Below are 16,373 nucleotides of genomic sequence, written 5' to 3'. Positions count from 1 at the left end.
TGGTCTCCTGCTCGCCGCGATACCCCGCCGATCATGCCCTCAGGGCGAGGACGACCGCCAGGCCCAGTCCGCCGATCCCGATCCCGATCCGCAACGGCGTCGCCGGCAGCCGGCGCACGAGCGCGGACCCCAGCCACGAGCCGCCGAGCGAGCCGAGGCAGACGGCGAGCGCGGCCGGCCAGACGACCTTGCCGGTGGCCGAGAAGACGATCGCGGCGAGGAGGTTCGCCGAGCCGGTGATCAGGTTCTTCGCCGCGTTGGTGCGGGCCAGCGGCTGGCTCCAGACGGTGACCAGCAGCGCGAGCATGAGCACGCCGGCGGCGGCGCCGAAGTAGCCACCGTAGATGCCGATCAGGAACGCGACCACGCCGGTCGCCGGGCGGAGGCCGTGGTGTTCGGCGCCTTCCGCCAGCCGGCGCAGCCGCGGCCCGGCCATCAGCACCAGCGACGCGCCGCCGATCAGCCACGGCACGATGAGGGTGAACGCGTCTGACGGCGTCAGCAGCAGGATCAGACCGCCGCACGCGCCGCCGACGGTGGTGATGGCGCAGAGCGGGATGAGCCTGCTGCGCTGCCCGGCCAGTTCGGGGCGCGCGCCGGCCGCGGCGCCCACGGTGGTGCCCAGCATGGCGACGGTGTTGGTGACGTTGGCGGTCACCGGCGCCAGGCCGGCGGCGAGCAGCGCCGGGTAGGACACCAGCGACGCGAGCCCGGCGGTCGCCCCGGTCAGGCCGGCCCCGACGCCGGCCAGCACGAGCAGGGGCAGCACCCACGGGTCGGTGATCACGTTGTCATCCCACCACGTCGTCCCGCCAAGCCGCCCGCGGCTGTCGATCCGGGCCACCACCGTTCGTCTGGGCGGTGACAACCGGCAATGCGGAAGGACATCTTCGATGCGTTCGATCACCGTCACCATGAGCGTCACCCTCGACGGCGTCGTGCAGGGCCTCGGCCGTCCCGACGAGGACACCCGCGGCGGCTTCGCCCACGGTGGCTGGGGCACCCGCTACCAGGACGACGTCCTGGCCCGGGAGATGGGCAAGGGCATGAGCCGGCCCGGCGACATGCTGTTCGGCCGCCGCACGTGGCAGGACTTCACCACCACCTGGGGCGGGCGCACCGACGGGAACCCGTTCACCACGCACCTGAACGCCGCCACCAAGTACGTCGCCTCGACCACGCTCGAGGACGCCGGTGCCTGGGAAAACTCGATCCTGCTGCGGGGCGAGGCGGCCGAAACGGTGGCCGAGCTGAAGACCCGCCCCGGCCGGGACCTGTCGATCATCGGCAGCGCGTCGCTGGTCCGGGACCTGCACGCCGCCGGGCTGGTCGACCACTACACCCTGCTGATCCACCCGCTGACCCTCGGCACGGGGGCCCGGCTCTTCGGCGACGCGCCGCTCACCGAGTTCACCCTCACCAGCTGTGCCCCGACGACCAAGGGCGTCCTGATCGCACGGTACGACCGCCGGGTATAGAGCGTTATACGAATTACTCCGGGGCCTGTCCGAAACCGGACGGGATCGCGCGCGGGACTTGCCCGGTGGGCGGAGGGCGTCCCAGAATCCGCGCTGACAAGGTTGTCAACGAGCGGAGGCGGGCATGGGCGAGCTGGACCGGCGGCGAGCGCTCCGCCTGCTGGGCGCGGGCGGAGCGGCGGCCGCGCTGGCCTCGGGCCTGCTCCCGGGCCTCGGGCGAGCGGCGTCCGGCGGCGGGCCGCCCGATCCGGTCGCCGCGACGTACCTGCGCGTCCTGCTGCGGCACACGCGCTGGGCCGAGCAGCAGTTCGACCCGGCCGCGGGCACCTACCCGGCCCGGGACTTCACCTTCGCCGTCGTGCTCGGCAACGCCGTCCTGCTCACCCGCGACGGCTACGACGCCACGATCGCCGGCGTCGACCGGGAGACCCTCCGCGCGCACACCCTGGCCACGATCCGGCGCTTCGCCGCGTCGAACCGGCTGGCCGGCGGGACCGAGTGGGGCCGGAAGCTGTTCTTCGACACCACCTTCCAGTCGTACTTCGTGCTCGCCGCCCGTCTCTTGTGGACGGACCTCGACGACCCGGCGCGGCAGAACGTCGAACGCATCACCGCCGGGCAGGCCGCCTACACCACCGCGCTCGGCACCGGTGACGACCCGGACTCCGGCAGCTGGACCCCGCACGGCCTGCTCGGCGGCCACGTCGGCGACACGAAGCTCGAGGAGATGGGCGTCTACGCCCAATCCCTCGCCCCCGCGCTCGCGTGGGCCGCCGACGACCCGCGGGCGGGCGAGTGGCGGACGGCCTTCGGCGCGTGGAGCCGCAACGAAGCCGGGCTGCCCGCCGCCGACCTGGCCAACCCGCGGCTCGTCGACGGCCGTCCGGTCAGCGCGAACACCGCCACGAACCTCTACGACACCTTCCTCGTCGAGAACCACGGTTCGTTCGGCCCGCACTACCAGGAAGAGCTCTGGCGCACCTCCGGCCGCAACGCGATGCACTTCCTCGCCGCCGGCACGCCGCTGCCGGAGGTGCTCACCGCGCAGCCCAACGGTGAACTGCTCTGGCGCACCATGCTGCTGATGACCAGCGACGCCGGCGAGCCGCTGATGCCGATGGTCGCCGACCGCGAGCACCTCTACGGCCGCGACGTCATCCCGCTGGCCTTCCGCGCCCAGGTGCTCGGCGACCGCCACGCCGCCCGCGCCGAGGCCGACCTCGCCGCCCGCCTCGAGCCCTACCAGGCCTACCCGCCGGCCGAGCGGATCACGAAGTTCTCCGGCGAACCGAAGTACGAGCCGGAGGCCCGCGCCGAACTCGCCATCAGCTACCTGCTGCACGAATGGCGCGCCGCGCACGGCGGCCCGGTCGTCCCGGTGACCGGCCGGGAGTTCGACGCCCACGCGGCCGGGGTCGCCGACTTCGGTGCCGGGCCCGGCCTGCTGGCCCACCGCTCCCCCGCCGCCTGGGCCGGGACGGTCAGCAAGCCCGGGTTCGTGAAGTTCGCCTGGCAGCCGCACCACGACGACTGGCTGTTCGTGCTCGGCGGCGCGAACCCCGTGCTGCTGCCGTCGACGAACCTCGCGGTGCGGGAACGACACGCCACGACGTATTCGAAGGTCCGCGACGGCTTCGACGGCACCGTCGGCCTCCTGCGCTTCGCCACCGGGTACGCGGCGCTGGCCACGCTGCCGACCGGCACCGCCGTCTACGCCAGCAGCGGGGTCGCCGCGGGCGAAGGCGTGCTGGACGTCTACAACCTCGCGATGCCCGGCGTCCCCGGCCTCGACGGCGATCGCACCTACACCGCCGCCGAAGGCACGGTGACCATCCAGGCGCAGGCCCCGCCCGGCGGGGCCCGGACCGACGAGCTGACCTTCTCCCCGGTCACCGCCCGGCACGTCCGCATGCTCGGCGTCGAGCCGGACCCGCAGTACGGCTATTCGCTCTGGGCGTTCGAGGTCGGCGACGGCCCGGACCTCGCGCGAGCCGGCACCGCGTCGGCTTCCTCGTCGTCGCCGGGGAAGGAGGCGAAGTACGCCGTCGACGGCAACGCCGCGACGAGATGGGCAGTGTCCACATCGGACCGGACGCGGACGGACAGCTGGCTGGCGGTCGACCTCGGCGCACCGGTGACCTTCGGCCGCGTGCGGCTGAGCTGGGAGGCGGCCGCGGGCCGGAGGTACCGGATCGAAACCTCGCCCGACGGCGTGACCTGGACGCCGGCGGGGAGCTACCCGGTGCCCGCACTGCGCAGCACCGGTGGCCGGCTGGACATCGACGGCCGGGCCGGGATCACCGTCGCGGGCCCGAACCCGCTCACCGTCACCGGAGACCGGGTCACGCTCTCCGACGGCCCGCCCGCCCGGTTCGTCGCCGAGCTGCGGCCCGGTCCGCCGCAGCCTTCCGGCCGGGTCGCCACCGGCGCGGCCGCGGTCGAAGCCACCGTCACCGACGGCTTCCTCGTGCTGCTGAACCTCGGCGACGCCGCGGTGCGCGGCACCGTGACCATTCCGGGCGCCACCCGCCGGCTCTACCGCGGCGAGCAGGTCGTCACCCGGACCGGCACGGAATTCTCCTACGCGCTGGCCGCGGCGGAGGGCCGCATCGAGCCATCGCGGTTCACGCTGACCGGCCCCGCCGGGGTGGAAGCGGTCGTCCGCGACGCGAGCCGGGTCGACCTCACCGCGCCGGCCGGGCTGCTGCCCGTGCTGGTCACGGTGACCCCGGACGGCGGGCGCGCCCGGCCGGTGCTGCTGCCGCCGCGCCGGACCGTGCCGGTCGTCTTCGGCGAACTCCGCCCGTACCCGCTGGCCGACCGCGCGCTCGGGCGGACCACCTTCCCCGCCGGGCCCCTGCCGCCGGGCATGTCCGCCCCGGCCGCGGCCGTCGACGACGACCCGGCGACCGCCTGGCGGCCGGGCCCGGACGGCCGGATGGTCGTCGATCTCGGGGCGGTGACGGAGGTTTCCGCGGTCGAACTGACCTGGACCCGGGGACGCGTCCCCGCCGCCACCGTCGAAACCGGCGTCGACGGCGTCACCTACGCGACGGCGGACACCGGACCGGCCCGGTACGTGGCGGTCCGGACGCGCTGGAAGGCCGGCGACGCGAGCCTCACGCGGTTGTCGGTCCGCACTTGATCGATCTCGGACACCTCGCGACGGGCCCGCGGGCGAGTACCTTGGCACCACGGAGCTTTCCACCCGCCCGATCGGGAGGACGGATGCGCGTCACGATCGCCGAAGTCGCCCGCCGCGCACGGGTGAGCAAGACGACCGTGTCGCGGGTGCTCAACAACAAGGCCGACGTGGACGCGGCGACCGCGATCCGGGTGCGCGAAGTGATCGCCGCGACCGGGTACATCCCCAGCGCCGGCGCGGTCGGGCTGGCGCGCGGGGTGACGCGCACGGTCGGGATGCTGGTGCCGGGACTGACCTGGCCGTGGATGGGCGAAGTGCTGCAGGGCGTCGCCGACGTCGTGGAGTCGAAGGGCTACGGCCTGCTGCTGTCCACCGCCAACCGCGGCGCCGACTCCCTCGGCGAGTTCTCGCGGCAGGTTTCGGCGAAGGCGTTCGACGGGCTCCTGCTGGTGGAACCGCCGGACGCGGTGCGGCACCTGCGCGTGCTGTACGACTCCGGGCTGCCGGTGGTGGTGATCGACGACCGCGGCCGCCGTCCGGCGTTCCCGTCGGTGGGCACGGACAACCGGCAGGGCGGCGCGTCCGCGGCGCGCCACCTGCTGGACACCGGCCGCACCCGGCTGGCCACGGTGACCGGGCCGCGCGACTTCGGCTGCACCGCCGACCGCCTCAACGGCTTCAACGAGGTCGTCCTCGACGCCGGCCGGACCCTCGACCCGCGGTTGATCATCGAAGGGGACTTCACGAGCGAAAGCGGTGAGGCGGCGATCCTCCAGCTCCTCGAAACGGGCCCGGAGTTCGACGCGGTCTTCGCGCACAACGACCTGACGGCGGCGGGTGTGCTGGCCGGCCTGCGCAAGGCGGGCCGCGCGGTGCCGGGGGACGTCGCCGTGGTCGGCTTCGACGACATCCCCCTGGCCGCACACACCCAGCCGCCGCTCACCACGATCCGCCAGCCGCTGCGGCAGATGGGCGAGACGGCGGCCGGGCTGCTGCTGGACCGCCTGGCCGGCGCGCCGTCCCCGGCCGCCCCGCTGATCGTCCCGACGGCGCTGGTGGTCCGCGAGTCGACTCAGGAGACGGTCAGCGTTCCCGCCGGGGGGACGGTGCGCGACGGATCACCGACGTAGCCGCGGTACCGGCCCGGGAAGCTGATCGGCAGCTTGCCCGGACGCGCCCGCGAGGAGCGCGAGCCGCCGCCGGAGCCCGGCGGTCACTGGTACACCCGCACGTAGTCGATCACCATGTCCTGCGGGAGCACGGTCCCGGCTCCCGGTGGGCCGGGGAAGTCGCCGCCGATGGCGTTGTTGAGGATCAGGAAGAACGGGTGGTCGTAGACCCACGGCCCGCGGGTGCTCTCGACGGTGGCGCGGTTGATCGTCTCGAACGCGTTCCCGTCGACGTAGAAGGTCATGTGCGACGCGTCCCAGTCGAGGCCGAAGCGGTGGAAGCCGACCGAAACGTCCTGGCCGAGGTCGAGCGGCGCGCCGATACCGCCCGCGCCGTTGTACGCCGGGGCGTGGATGGTCGAGTAGGCCAGGTTCGGGGACTTGCCGACGTGCTCCATGATGTCGATCTCGCCGCAGTTCGGCCACGGCGTGCCGCTGAAGAAGTTCGCGCCCAGCAGCCAGAACGCGGGCCACAGACCCTGTGTGCCGGACACCTTGATGTTCGCCTCGACGTGGCCGTAGGTGAAGCTGAACTTGCCCGCGGTGTTGATCCGGCCGGAGGTGTACTGGCAGGTGCCGCTGCCGCTGATCGGGTCGACCGGGCAGGCGCTGCCCGGGGTGGCTTCCCGGCGGACCTGGATGACGAGGTTGCCGCGGCCGTCCTGCTTGGCGTTGTCGTTGTTCGTGTAGTACTCGAGTTCGTTGTTGACGCCGGGGCCGGTCTCGGCGGTCCACTTGCTCGCGTCCGGGTTCGCGCCCGCGGCGCCGTTGAACTCGTCGCTCCAGACCAGGGTGCCCGGGAAGTGCGGGGCCGGCGGCGCGGGCGGTGGCTGCGTCGGGTTGCCGCCGGTGCCGTAGACGTCGAAGCCCCACAGCGAATACCCGTAGCCGTTGGACCGGGCCGTGCCGTACATCCGGACGTACCGGCCGGAACCGTTGACGGTCAGCGTCTCCTTGAAGCCCTTGCCCGTGGTCGTCGAGTAGAGGGACGTCCAGTTCGCGTTGTCGTTCGACACCTGGAGCTGGTACGCGACGGCGTAGGCCGGGTCCCACTGCAGGACGACCTGGTGGATCGCCGCCGGGGCGCCGAGGTCGACGGTGATCCAGCCGGGGTCGACCCAGCCGGTGGTCGCGCTGGTCGCCCAGCGCGTGGCCGGATCGTGGTCGAACGCCTTGGCCGGGAGGCAGCCGGGGCAGTTGCCGTCGTCCTGCGAGGAGGAGGCGGTGCCGGGCTTGCCGTAGGACAGCAGGACGTCACCGGGCTGGGTCGTGCCGCCCCCGCCGTAGACCTGGAACTCCCACAGCGAATAGCCGTACTGCGTGGCGCGCTGGGTGCCGGTCAGCCGGACGTACCGGCCGCTGCCGGTGACGTTCAGGGTCTGGGTGCCGCCGGTCGCGGTGGTGGTCGAGTAGAGCGACGTCCAGGTGCTGCCGTCGGCGGACGCCTGGATCGTGAACGCCTTGGCGTAGGCGGCTTCCCAGTTCAGCACGACCTGCGCCAGCTGCTGGCCGGAGCCGAGGTCGACCTGGAGGTACTGCGGGTCGCTGAAGCCACTCGACCAGCGGGTACCGGGGTCGCCGTCGACGGCGGCGGACGCCGGGAACGCGGCGGACTCGGCGGAGGACGCCGTCACCGGACGGCCTTGGGAGAGCAGGACGGGCGCGGCCTGCGCCACCGGCGCGGTGAGCAGGGCGGCCAGGGTCAGGGCGAGGACGGCGAGAACGCGGATCCTCGGCATGCGGCGTTGCATGGGCACCTCCACGGCGAACCGGCGCCGGGGCGGCCTTGCCCCGGCGCGGATCGGCTCACGTGGTCTCCGGCGCGGGTGTGGGTCCCGGCCGTCGGCACGCTCTTAGTTCAAGATATAAATAAAGAGCCGTAAAATGTCAACGCCGCAGCGCCGGACGGTCACGGACCCACCCGCGGACTGGTCCGGGCGAGGAGAATCCGCGCCGGACCCTTGACTCCGCCGAACCCCGCGCTGTTAACTGCGATCTCATCGACGGAACCGGTTCCGTGACCGCCAGCCGGGACGGCTCCGCCGCGACACACCCTTTCGGGCTGACTGGTTCGCGCTCCTCGCACCACCCGGTACCGCTCTTCCGGCTCACGGCGCCGGGCGGGTGCCCGGACGCGAACCCGCCGCACCACCCGACGCCGGCGCGAGCTGTGGGGCTCGCCCGGCCCGCCGTCGTTTCGCCCGTCCCCCCGATCCAGCAGGCAGGCTCATGAGATCAACGACGTTCTCCCCGGTACACCGCCTCCTCGTCATCGCCACCACCTTCGTCACCGCGGTCACCACCGCGGCGGTGGTCGGCTCCGCACCGGCCCAGGCCGCCGCGTGCGGCACCACGAACCTCGCGCAGGGTCATCCCGCGACCGCGTCCTCGGCCGAGAACGGCGGGACACCCGCGTCCGCCGCGATCGACGGCGACCCCGGCACGCGCTGGTCCAGCGCGTTCGCCGACCCGCAGTGGCTGCAGGTCGACCTCGGCTCCGCGCAACAGCTCTGCGACGTGGTCCTCAGCTGGGAAGCCGCGTACGCGAAGGCGTTCAGCGTCCAGCTGTCCGCCGACGCGAACAGCTGGACCACGGCGTACTCGACCACCACCGGCACCGGCGGCACGCAGACCGTGCCCCTCACCGGCACCGCGCGGTACCTCCGCGTCTCCGGCACCCAGCGCGCCACGCAGTACGGCTATTCGCTGTGGGAAGCCGCCGTCCACGGCACCGGCGGCGGGACGACCATCCCGCCGACCGACCCGCGCAACCCGGACCTCGGGCCGAACGTGTCGGTGTTCGACCCGTCGACCCCGGCCGCGACGATCCAGAACCGGCTGACGCAGCTCGCGAACCAGCAGCACACCAACCAGTTCGGCAGCGAGCGCTACGCCGTGCTCTTCAAGCCGGGCACCTACGACGCCGACGTCAACCTCGGCTTCTACGAACAGGTCGCCGGGCTCGGCCTCTCCCCCGACGACGTCAACCTCAACGGCCACGTCCGCGTGGAGGCGGATTGGCTGCAGCAGGGCGACAACCCGGCCAACAAGGGCAACGCGACCCAGAACTTCTGGCGGTCGGCCGAAAACCTGTCGGTGACACTGCCGGCCGGCCAGGTCGAGCGCTGGGCCGTCGCGCAGGCCGCGCCCTACCGCCGGATGCACCTCAAGGGCAGCCAGATCCAGCTGTGGAACGGCGGCGACGGCTGGGCCAGCGGCGGCCTGATCGCCGACAGCAAGATCGACGGCGTCGCCGTTTCCGGTTCGCAGCAGCAGTTCCTGACCCGCAACAGTGAGCTGGGCGGCTGGCAGGGCGGCGTCTGGAACATGGTGTTCGTCGGCTCGACCGGCACCCCGCCGGCGTCGTTCCCGAACCCGCCGGAGACGGTCGTCGGACAGACCCCGGTGATCCGCGAGAAGCCGTTCCTGTACGTCGACGGCTCGGGCAGCTACAACGTGTTCGTCCCGGCACTGCGGCAGAACTCGTCCGGCACCAGCTGGGGTCACGGCGCACCCGCCGGGCAGTCGATCTCGCTGAGCGAGTTCTACGTCGCGCACCCGTCCGACTCGGCCGCGACGCTCAACGCCGCGCTGGCCGCGGGCAAGCACCTGCTCGTGACGCCGGGTGTCTACCACCTCGACCAGGCGCTGAACGTCACGCGCCCGGACACCGTGGTGCTCGGCCTCGGCCTGGCGACACTGATGCCCACCAACGGGACCGCGGCGATCACGACGTCCGATGTGGACGGCGTGAAGATCGCCGGGCTGCTGATCGACGCGGGCGCGGTGAACTCGCCGGTGCTGGTGCAGGTCGGCCAGCCGGGGTCGAACGCGAACCACGCGGCCGACCCGACGTCGCTGCACGACGTGTTCTTCCGGATCGGCGGCGCGGCCGTCGGCAAGGCCACGCAGACCCTGGTGGTCAACTCGAACAATGTCCTCGGCGACCACATGTGGCTGTGGCGCGGCGACCACTCGAACGGCGTCGGCTGGAACGTCAACACCGCGGCGAACGGCCTGGTCGTCAACGGTGCGAACGTGACGATGTACGGCCTGTTCGTCGAGCACTACCAGCAGTACGAGGTGCTCTGGAACGGCAACGGCGGGCGGACGTACTTCTTCCAGAACGAGATGCCGTACGACCCGCCGGACCAGGCGTCCTGGTCCAGCGGCGGCGGCCGGCAGGGCTGGGCGGCGTACAAGGTGGCCGACTCGGTGACCAGCCACGAAGGCTGGGGCCTGGGCAGCTACTGCTTCTTCAACACGAACCCGTCCATAGTGGCCAGTCATTCGTTCGAGGTGCCGAACAACGGCGGGGTCCGGCTCCACAACCTCGTCTCGGTGTCACTCGGCGGCGTCGGCACGATCGCCCACGTCGTCAACGACACGGGTGACGCCGCGAACACCGGGCACCAGGTGAGCCCGCTCGTCTCCTACCCGTAACACCGCGGCGACGTACGCGTCCGGGCGGACCAGCCAGGCTTCGCCCGGACGCGCACCCAGCGCCCCGCCCAGCGGGATTTCCACCGACCGCACGCCCTCCGCCCGCACACCCGGCGTCGCCAGGAGCAGGAACCCCTGCCGCGCCAGGTCCCGCAACCGTCCACTCGCGACGGTGACGTCGGGGAGCAGCACGCCCGGTCCCGGCGGCGGCAAGGCCCCTCGCGGCGGCCGTCCCGCGAACGGCCGTTCCGGGTCTGGCGTGGTCAGCGGCGAACCGGCGTACCAGAACGGCTCGGCCAACCGGCCCGAGTCGACCTGCTCGCAGGCGGCCGGGTCGTGTGCCGCCCGGGTGAGGACGTCGAGCCGGCGACGGCGCCGCTCGTCGTCCGGGGGCACCAGGAAGTCCATCGTCGCGGTGGTGACGGCCGCGTTCTCCGCCGCCGCCGCGTGCCGCTCGGTGTGGTAGCTCTCCAGCAGCTCCTCCCCCGCGTCGCCGCGCAGGACGGCGGCCAGCTTCCAGGCCGCGTTCTCCGCGTCGGCCACGCCGGAGTTGAGGCCGCGTGCCCCGAACGGCGCGACGAGGTGCGCGCAGTCCCCGGCCAGCAGCACGCGCCCGACGCGCATCCGGTCGACGAGGCGCGTGTGGAAGCGGTACACCGAGCGCCAGACCACCTCGTAGGGCCGGTCGCCGATGATCGCGCGGATCCGGTGGCCGAGGGCGCCGCCCGTTTCTTCGGCGGCGAGGTCGTAGTCCTCCGGGACCTGCCAGTCGATGCGGAACTGCGAGCCGGGGCACGGGTGGATGAGCACCTGGCGGCCCGGGTTCCACGGCGGGTCGAACCAGAACCGCCGTTCGGCCGCCCAGCCCGGCAGGTCGGCGCGGATGTCGCAGATCAGGAACAGGTCCCGGAACGACACGCCGGCCAGGCGCTGCCCGAGCGCCCGGCGCACCACGTCGCCGTGGGCTCCGGTGCAGGCGATCGCGTAGTCGGCCTCGATCCGGCGCGGCCCGGTTTGCGTCTCGCAGTGGATCTCGACGCAGCCCGGCTGGGTCAGGCCGGTGACGCGGTGACCGCGGCGGACGTCGATCAGCGGCTGCCGCGCGATCAGCCCGTCCAAGACCTCTTCGACGCGGGCTTGGGACAGGTTGACGAACGGCGGGAGCGCGGAGCCCGCGTCGGGCAGGGTCAGCGAGAACAGCTCGCGGTCGTGGTGGAACGTCCGCGCGGTCGTCCAGGTCAGGCCTTCCCGGGCGAGGCAGCCGGCGCCGAGCGACGCCCAGACGTCCAAGGTGTCCCGCTGGTGGCAGATGGCCTTGGAGCCCACGGGATCGCGCCCCTCGTGCTCGTCGACGAGCACGACCGGCACGTCCCGGCGCGCGAGCAGCAGCGCGGCCGTCTGGCCGACCGGGCCGCTGCCGAGGACGGCGACCGTCATCCTTGGAGCTGGTCCCAGACTTCGCGGTCGCGCTCGGCCGTCCACACCACCGGCCGCTCGACGCCGGACAGCTCGTCCCACAGCCGCGAGACGTCGAAGGGCAGGCAGTGCTCGAAGATCGGCCAGTGGCCGTACTGGTCGTTCAGCGCGGCGTGCGTGCGTTCGAAGGCCTCCTTGAGCGTGCCGCCGGCGGCACGGACGGCGCCGACCTCGCGGAGCATCGTGTCCAGGAAGTGCCGGGTCTGCGCGATGGCGGCGTCGACCGCCGCGCGGCCGCGGCTCACTCCGCCGCGGCCGCCGATCAGGGTCTCGGCCCCGAAGGCGGCCACCCGGTCCAAAGTGGACGACGCCCAGTCGCGGTGGAACGCGTCGCCGGTGTACAGCGCGGCTTCCGCTTCCACGAGGTCGCCGGCGTAGAGGATCTTCTGCCGCGGCAGCCAGGCGACGATGTCGCCTTCGGTGTGCCCTCGCCCGCAGTACTGCAGGACGAGGTCGCCGCGGTCGCCGCCGAGGTCGATCGTGAGCCGGTCGGAGAAGGTCAGCGTCGGCCAGGTCAGGCCGGGCACCGATTCCGCGCCCTTCGCCAGCCGCGGCATCCGGCCGAACTCGCTCTCCCAGTCCTCCTTGCCGCGCTCGGCGACCAGGGCACGGGTGTTCTCGTGCGCGACGATCACGTCGGCGTCGAAGGCGGACGCGCCCAGCACGCGCACGGCGTGGTAGTGGCTCAGCACCAGGTACCGCACCGGCTTGTCGGTGTGCTCCCGCAGTTTCGCGAGCCACTCGCCGGCCGCGACGGGCGTGGCCAGTGCTTCGAAGCAGACGAGGAAGTCCTCGCCTTCGATCGCGCCGATGTTCGGGTCGCCCTCGGCGGTCAGCGCCCAGACGCCGTCCGCGAGGTTCTCGAGGGTCTGCGCTTTCTCCGCCAGGTCGGCCGAAGAGGCGAAGGCTTTCTTCGTCACGGCGAGCGCTCCTTGATCGTCAAAGGATTGACTATCGAGCCAGGCTAGCCCGCCGTACCGCCGTGCGGAACCCTCCTTCCCTTAACCTGGCCGCATGACCGACCGACCGGCCGACCTCGACTACCTCTCGTTCGTCGACTACGCGATCGGGAAGACGCAGGCCGAGCTGCCCACGACCGACCCGGTGGCGATGCGCCTCGGCCTCACGCTGCACCGGCTGGCCGGCGCGCTCGTCTACGACTGGGAGTCGACGGTCCACCGCCCGCGCGGCTGGAGCTGGGCCGGCTTCCGGGTGCTGTTCGTCCTGTGGCTGGCCGGCCCGTTGGAGTCCCGCCACGTGGCCCGGCTCGCCGGGATGAGCCGTGCGGCGGTGTCCGCGCTGGTCAAGACCCTGGAGCGGGACGGCCTGGTGGCGCGCACCGCGGTCCCCCACGACCGCCGCGCGGTGCAGCTGGCGCTGACCGAAGCGGGCCACACCGCGGTGACCGACGCCTACCAGGAGCACAACGAGCGCGAGCAGGCCTGGGTGGCGTCCCTGACCCCGGCGGAACAGGCCACCCTGATCGGCCTGCTGGAGAAGCTCACCACGAGCCCCGCGGCCGCGGCGGCCCAGCGCCTCACCTGAGCCGGCCTTCCAGGTATGCACCCCGACCCTCCGGGTACGCGACCGGCCGCCCAGGCACGCCGGCCGACCCTCCGGGTACGCGACCGGCCGCGTGGCTCAGCTGGCCAGGCCCGGCAGGCTCAACGTGTGCCCGGTCTGCTCGGCCTTCGCCCGCAGGTACCGGACGTTGTTCTCGGTCGCGAAGACCCCCGTCGGGACCCGGTCGCGCACCGCGATCCCGGCCGCCCGCAGCTGCGCCGCCTTGTCCGGGTTGTTCGACAGCAGGTCGACCCGGTCCACCCCGAGCGCACCCAGCATCTGCGCGGCGACCGTGTAGTCGCGGGCGTCTTCGGGCAGCCCGAGCGCGGCGTTCGCGGCGTAGGTGTCGAGGCCGCCGTCTTGCAGGGCGTACGCGTCGAGCTTGTTGTACAGCCCGATTCCCCGGCCCTCCTGGCGCAAGTACAGCAGGTATCCACCGGTCTCGGAGATCCGCGCGACCGCCTCGGCCAGCTGCGGGCCGCAGTCGCAGCGCGCCGACCCGAAGACGTCGCCGGTCAGGCATTCCGAGTGCGGCCGCACCAGCGGCACCTCGCCGGGCGTGCCCAGGACGAACGCCAGGTGCTCACCGCCGTCGGCCAGGCCGCGGAAGGTGACGGCTTCGGCGTCGACCGCGATGCCGCCGTCGAGCCGCAGCGGGATCCGCACCCGCGTCCGCACCTCGGCCGTCATGCCCTCGCCCCTGGAGTCACCCACAAGATCGACCCTACACGAAGTTCAAATTCGAACTTCAGGGGGAAATGGGGTGGCGGCCGGGTCGTATTCTCGGGGTCATGATCCCCGGTGCCACCGCCGCTTCGTTCCTGTTGGTCGTCGTGCTCGGGGCGATGTCGCCCGGGCCCGACTTCGTCGTCGTGACGCGCTCGGCGCTCGCCGGCGGGCGGCGGGCCGGGATCGCCGCGGGCACCGGGATCGCGCTCGGCGTCTTCGCCTGGGTGGTCGCGATCGCCCTGGGCGTCGCCGCCGTGCTCACCGCGTCGGCGGTCGCGTTCACCGTGGTCAAGCTGGCCGGCGCGGCCTACCTGGTGGTGCTCGGCGTCAAGGCGTGGCTGGCCGTGCGCCGCGGCGAGTACCGGGACCTCACCGAGACCACCGGGGTGCGCCGGCTCGAAGCCGGAGCCGCCTTCCGGCAGGGCCTGGTGACGAACCTGCTCAACCCCAAGGTCGCCGTGTACTTCCTGGCTCTGCTCCCCCAGTTCCTGCCCGCCGACGGCTCGACCCTGCAGACGCTCGAACTGGCCGCGATCGCCACCGCCGGCACGGTCCTGTGGTTCGTCACCCTCGCCGTCGTGGTCGGGGCGCTGAAGCGGTTCTTCAGCGCCGGCCGCGTCCGCCGGGGTCTCGACGCCCTCCTGGGCACCGTGCTCGTCGCCCTCGGGCTGAAGGTCGCCGCCGAGACGGCGTGAGCCCGGGCCGGGCTCACGCCGTCCGCTCAGCCGAGCTGCTCCGACGCCAGCCGCGTGCCCTCGACCCGCGCCGCGATCTTCGCGAACGCGATGTCGCGCGAGGTCGACGTGTCGTCGGCGAACGGCGAGAACCCGCAGTCGTCGCAGGTGCCGAGCCGCTCGGCCGGCACGTACTTCGCCGCGGTGAGCACCCGGTCCCGGACCTCCTCCGCGGTCTCCACCCGCGGGTCGATCGGGTCGATGACCCCGACGAAGACCCGCTGATCGGCCTTGAGGTGCTCGGCGATCACCCGCAGCGCCCGCTCCGGGTCGGCTTCGCTGGCCAGCTGGACGAAGAAGCGCCCGGCCTTCAGGTCGAACAGCGCCGGCAGCAGGCCCGCGTAGTCGACGTCGAGGCTGTGCACGGAGTCCTGGTCGCCGCCCGGGCAGGTGTGGACGCCGATCTTCGCGCGCTCCTCGGCGGTGAACCGGTCCAGCACGGCGTTGTTGAGCTCGACGAACTGGCGCAGCAGCCCGCCGGACGGGTCGAGCTTCAGCGACAGCCGCCCTTCGGTGAAGTCGATCTGCACGCTGTCCGCGCCCGCGTCGAGGCTGCCCCGGATGTCCGCCTCGGCCTCGTTCACCAGGTCGGCGACGAACTGCTCCTGCGAGTACCCCTCGATGCCGTCGCCGGGGTAGATCAGCGAGAGCGCGGACGCGGCGATCACCGCCTGCTTGACGGGCCGCTCGGTAAGCGTTTTCGCGCGCGTCAGGTACGAGCCGGCGTGCGTCGCGTAGCGGAACGGGCCGGCGGTCAGCCGCGGCAGCTGCCGGGTGTGCCCGTCGGCGAACGGGATGACGACGCCGTCGGGCGCCAGGGCTTCCAGCCCGGCCAGCGGGTACGTCGCGAAGCTCGGCTTGCCCTGTTCTCCGTCCGTCAGCACCGGCGAGCCGGTTTCCTCGAACCGGCGGATGGTGTCGGCCAGCGCCCGGCTCTCGAGTTCGGCGAGCGCGGCGGCGTCGAGCCGGCCCGCGGCGAATTCGCCGAGGCCTTCGACGAGGTAGGCGGGACGCGGGATGCTGCCGATCGGTTCGGTGGGCAGGGTCATGAAGTCCTCCGGCTGGTTGACAGGGCCGGCCGGCCACCGGCACGACGGCAGGACCTGGCCACCCGGCCGCCCCCACCCGCCGTCCGGGCCGTGACCGGCGACGTTCTCGGGGCAACTTAACGTGGCCGGAGCCGGTCACAGAGCGCGGATCACCCGGTCGGACCAGAGAAAAGCACGAAACAAGAAGGCGTTTGGCGGTTCGCCGGGAGGACGATTGGGTATTCGCTACGGCGATACGGCGGGTTCGGCGCCGAAGGAGGCCCGATGCTCAGTCACCACGACCGCACCGAGCTCGAGAAGATCGAGCGCAGCCTGGAGCTCAGTGATCCGGATCTGGCTGCCGCGTTGCGCGACGGCCGGCGCCCGAAGTCGCGCGGGCTCCGGAGCGCCGTCCTGATCTTCTTCGACATCACCGCCGTGACGCTGCTGGTCCTGGGCCTGGTGCTGCCCGACCCGGGCGTGACGCTGTGCGGGATCATCGCGCTCACCGCCACCGTCTGGACCCACGTGGCGCGGCACCGGATCTGAGAACCTTATTCTGGTCAGGACGGCGCTACGGGCCGCAGGCCGCCCACCTGTGGTGACAC

13 protein-coding genes are annotated in these 16,373 nt (G+C 72.7%); 7 read left to right on the top strand and 6 right to left on the bottom strand.

Annotation, left to right across the window (positions count from 1 at the left end):
* Positions 1 to 31: 31 nt before the first annotated feature.
* The gene (locus AB0F52_RS36835; protein WP_360180942.1) at positions 32 to 787 is read right to left on the bottom strand and encodes a sulfite exporter TauE/SafE family protein; all 756 of its coding nucleotides are present in this window, start codon (positions 785 to 787) and stop codon (positions 32 to 34) included.
* 106 nt (positions 788 to 893) lie between these two features.
* On the opposite strand from AB0F52_RS36835, the gene AB0F52_RS36830 reads away from it, so the two are divergent.
* The 3 genes from AB0F52_RS36830 to AB0F52_RS36820 all read left to right on the top strand — a co-directional run bounded on the left by AB0F52_RS36830 (position 894) and on the right by AB0F52_RS36820 (position 5,753).
* Positions 894 to 1,478 (top strand): dihydrofolate reductase family protein, encoded by a 585-nt coding sequence (locus tag AB0F52_RS36830; RefSeq protein ID WP_360180940.1) that lies wholly within the window; start codon positions 894 to 896, stop codon positions 1,476 to 1,478.
* Positions 1,479 to 1,602: 124 nt separating this feature from the next.
* Positions 1,603 to 4,623, top strand: a complete 3,021-nt coding sequence (locus AB0F52_RS36825; RefSeq protein ID WP_360180938.1) for a discoidin domain-containing protein — start codon at positions 1,603 to 1,605, stop codon at positions 4,621 to 4,623.
* An 83-nt stretch (positions 4,624 to 4,706) separates the two neighbouring features.
* Entirely contained in the window at positions 4,707 to 5,753 is a 1,047-nt protein-coding gene (locus tag AB0F52_RS36820) for a LacI family DNA-binding transcriptional regulator (RefSeq protein WP_360180936.1), read from the top strand.
* Between the two features lie 83 nt (positions 5,754 to 5,836).
* Here the strand turns inward: AB0F52_RS36820 and AB0F52_RS36815 are convergent, their stop codons facing one another.
* The gene (locus tag AB0F52_RS36815) at positions 5,837 to 7,543 is read right to left on the bottom strand and encodes a discoidin domain-containing protein (RefSeq protein ID WP_360180934.1); all 1,707 of its coding nucleotides are present in this window, start codon (positions 7,541 to 7,543) and stop codon (positions 5,837 to 5,839) included.
* Positions 7,544 to 8,021: 478 nt separating this feature from the next.
* Between AB0F52_RS36815 and AB0F52_RS36810 the strand changes: the two genes are divergently transcribed.
* Positions 8,022 to 10,235, top strand: coding sequence for a discoidin domain-containing protein (locus tag AB0F52_RS36810; RefSeq protein ID WP_360180932.1), 2,214 nt, complete (start codon positions 8,022 to 8,024; stop codon positions 10,233 to 10,235).
* Here AB0F52_RS36810 and AB0F52_RS36805 read toward each other — a convergent pair.
* Together AB0F52_RS36805 and AB0F52_RS36800 are read right to left on the bottom strand one after the other, a co-directional pair.
* Positions 10,137 to 11,672 carry an FAD-dependent monooxygenase gene (locus AB0F52_RS36805; RefSeq protein ID WP_360180930.1) on the bottom strand — a complete coding sequence of 512 codons (1,536 nt, stop codon included), beginning with the start codon at positions 11,670 to 11,672 and terminating at the stop codon, positions 10,137 to 10,139. The genes AB0F52_RS36810 and AB0F52_RS36805 overlap by 99 nt on opposite strands.
* Positions 11,669 to 12,631, bottom strand: coding sequence for an MBL fold metallo-hydrolase (locus AB0F52_RS36800; protein ID WP_360180928.1), 963 nt, complete (start codon positions 12,629 to 12,631; stop codon positions 11,669 to 11,671). The genes AB0F52_RS36805 and AB0F52_RS36800 overlap by 4 nt, the downstream gene beginning before the upstream one ends.
* 94 nt (positions 12,632 to 12,725) lie before the next feature.
* Here AB0F52_RS36800 and AB0F52_RS36795 point away from each other — a divergent pair, with 94 nt between their 5' ends.
* On the top strand, positions 12,726 to 13,256 hold the full coding sequence (locus tag AB0F52_RS36795; RefSeq protein ID WP_360180926.1) for a MarR family transcriptional regulator: 531 nt from the start codon (positions 12,726 to 12,728) through the stop codon (positions 13,254 to 13,256).
* Between the two features lie 96 nt (positions 13,257 to 13,352).
* On the opposite strand, the gene ribA is transcribed toward AB0F52_RS36795, so the two are convergent.
* On the bottom strand, positions 13,353 to 13,964 hold the full coding sequence (gene ribA / locus AB0F52_RS36790; RefSeq protein ID WP_360181136.1) for a GTP cyclohydrolase II: 612 nt from the start codon (positions 13,962 to 13,964) through the stop codon (positions 13,353 to 13,355).
* A 101-nt stretch (positions 13,965 to 14,065) separates the two neighbouring features.
* Here ribA and AB0F52_RS36785 point away from each other — a divergent pair, with 101 nt between their 5' ends.
* A complete protein-coding gene (locus tag AB0F52_RS36785; RefSeq protein ID WP_360180924.1) occupies positions 14,066 to 14,698 on the top strand; it encodes a LysE family translocator in 633 nt (210 codons plus the stop codon).
* A gap of 26 nt (positions 14,699 to 14,724) precedes the next feature.
* On the opposite strand, the gene AB0F52_RS36780 is transcribed toward AB0F52_RS36785, so the two are convergent.
* Positions 14,725 to 15,786, bottom strand: coding sequence for a cobalamin-independent methionine synthase II family protein (locus tag AB0F52_RS36780; protein ID WP_360180922.1), 1,062 nt, complete (start codon positions 15,784 to 15,786; stop codon positions 14,725 to 14,727).
* A gap of 264 nt (positions 15,787 to 16,050) precedes the next feature.
* Between AB0F52_RS36780 and AB0F52_RS36775 the strand changes: the two genes are divergently transcribed.
* Complete coding sequence (locus AB0F52_RS36775; RefSeq protein WP_360180920.1) at positions 16,051 to 16,314, top strand: DUF3040 domain-containing protein; 264 nt, start codon at positions 16,051 to 16,053, stop codon at positions 16,312 to 16,314.
* The last annotated feature ends 59 nt before the right edge of the window (positions 16,315 to 16,373 follow it).

This window comes from Amycolatopsis sp. NPDC024027 (assembly GCF_040638975.1).
In the GTDB taxonomy this organism is placed as follows: domain Bacteria; phylum Actinomycetota; class Actinomycetes; order Mycobacteriales; family Pseudonocardiaceae; genus Amycolatopsis.
The sequence above is the reverse complement of the archived record's forward strand: the minus strand, read 5'-3'. Positions and strand labels throughout refer to the sequence as shown.

Bases quoted from the DNA above. Each gene is read 5' to 3' on its own strand.
- AB0F52_RS36775 (WP_360180920.1), top strand. From the start codon at position 16,051: ATGCTCAGTCACCACGACCGCACCGAGCTCGAGAAGATCGAGCGCAGC.
- AB0F52_RS36810 (WP_360180932.1), top strand. From the start codon at position 8,022: ATGAGATCAACGACGTTCTCCCCGGTACACCGCCTCCTCGTCATCGCC.
- AB0F52_RS36820 (WP_360180936.1), top strand. From the start codon at position 4,707: ATGCGCGTCACGATCGCCGAAGTCGCCCGCCGCGCACGGGTGAGCAAG.
- AB0F52_RS36805 (WP_360180930.1), bottom strand. From the start codon at position 11,672: ATGACGGTCGCCGTCCTCGGCAGCGGCCCGGTCGGCCAGACGGCCGCG.
- ribA (WP_360181136.1), bottom strand. From the start codon at position 13,964: ATGACGGCCGAGGTGCGGACGCGGGTGCGGATCCCGCTGCGGCTCGAC.
- AB0F52_RS36815 (WP_360180934.1), bottom strand. From the start codon at position 7,543: ATGCAACGCCGCATGCCGAGGATCCGCGTTCTCGCCGTCCTCGCCCTG.
- AB0F52_RS36825 (WP_360180938.1), top strand. From the start codon at position 1,603: ATGGGCGAGCTGGACCGGCGGCGAGCGCTCCGCCTGCTGGGCGCGGGC.
- AB0F52_RS36780 (WP_360180922.1), bottom strand. From the start codon at position 15,786: ATGACCCTGCCCACCGAACCGATCGGCAGCATCCCGCGTCCCGCCTAC.
- AB0F52_RS36795 (WP_360180926.1), top strand. From the start codon at position 12,726: ATGACCGACCGACCGGCCGACCTCGACTACCTCTCGTTCGTCGACTAC.
- AB0F52_RS36830 (WP_360180940.1), top strand. From the start codon at position 894: ATGCGTTCGATCACCGTCACCATGAGCGTCACCCTCGACGGCGTCGTG.
- AB0F52_RS36785 (WP_360180924.1), top strand. From the start codon at position 14,066: ATGATCCCCGGTGCCACCGCCGCTTCGTTCCTGTTGGTCGTCGTGCTC.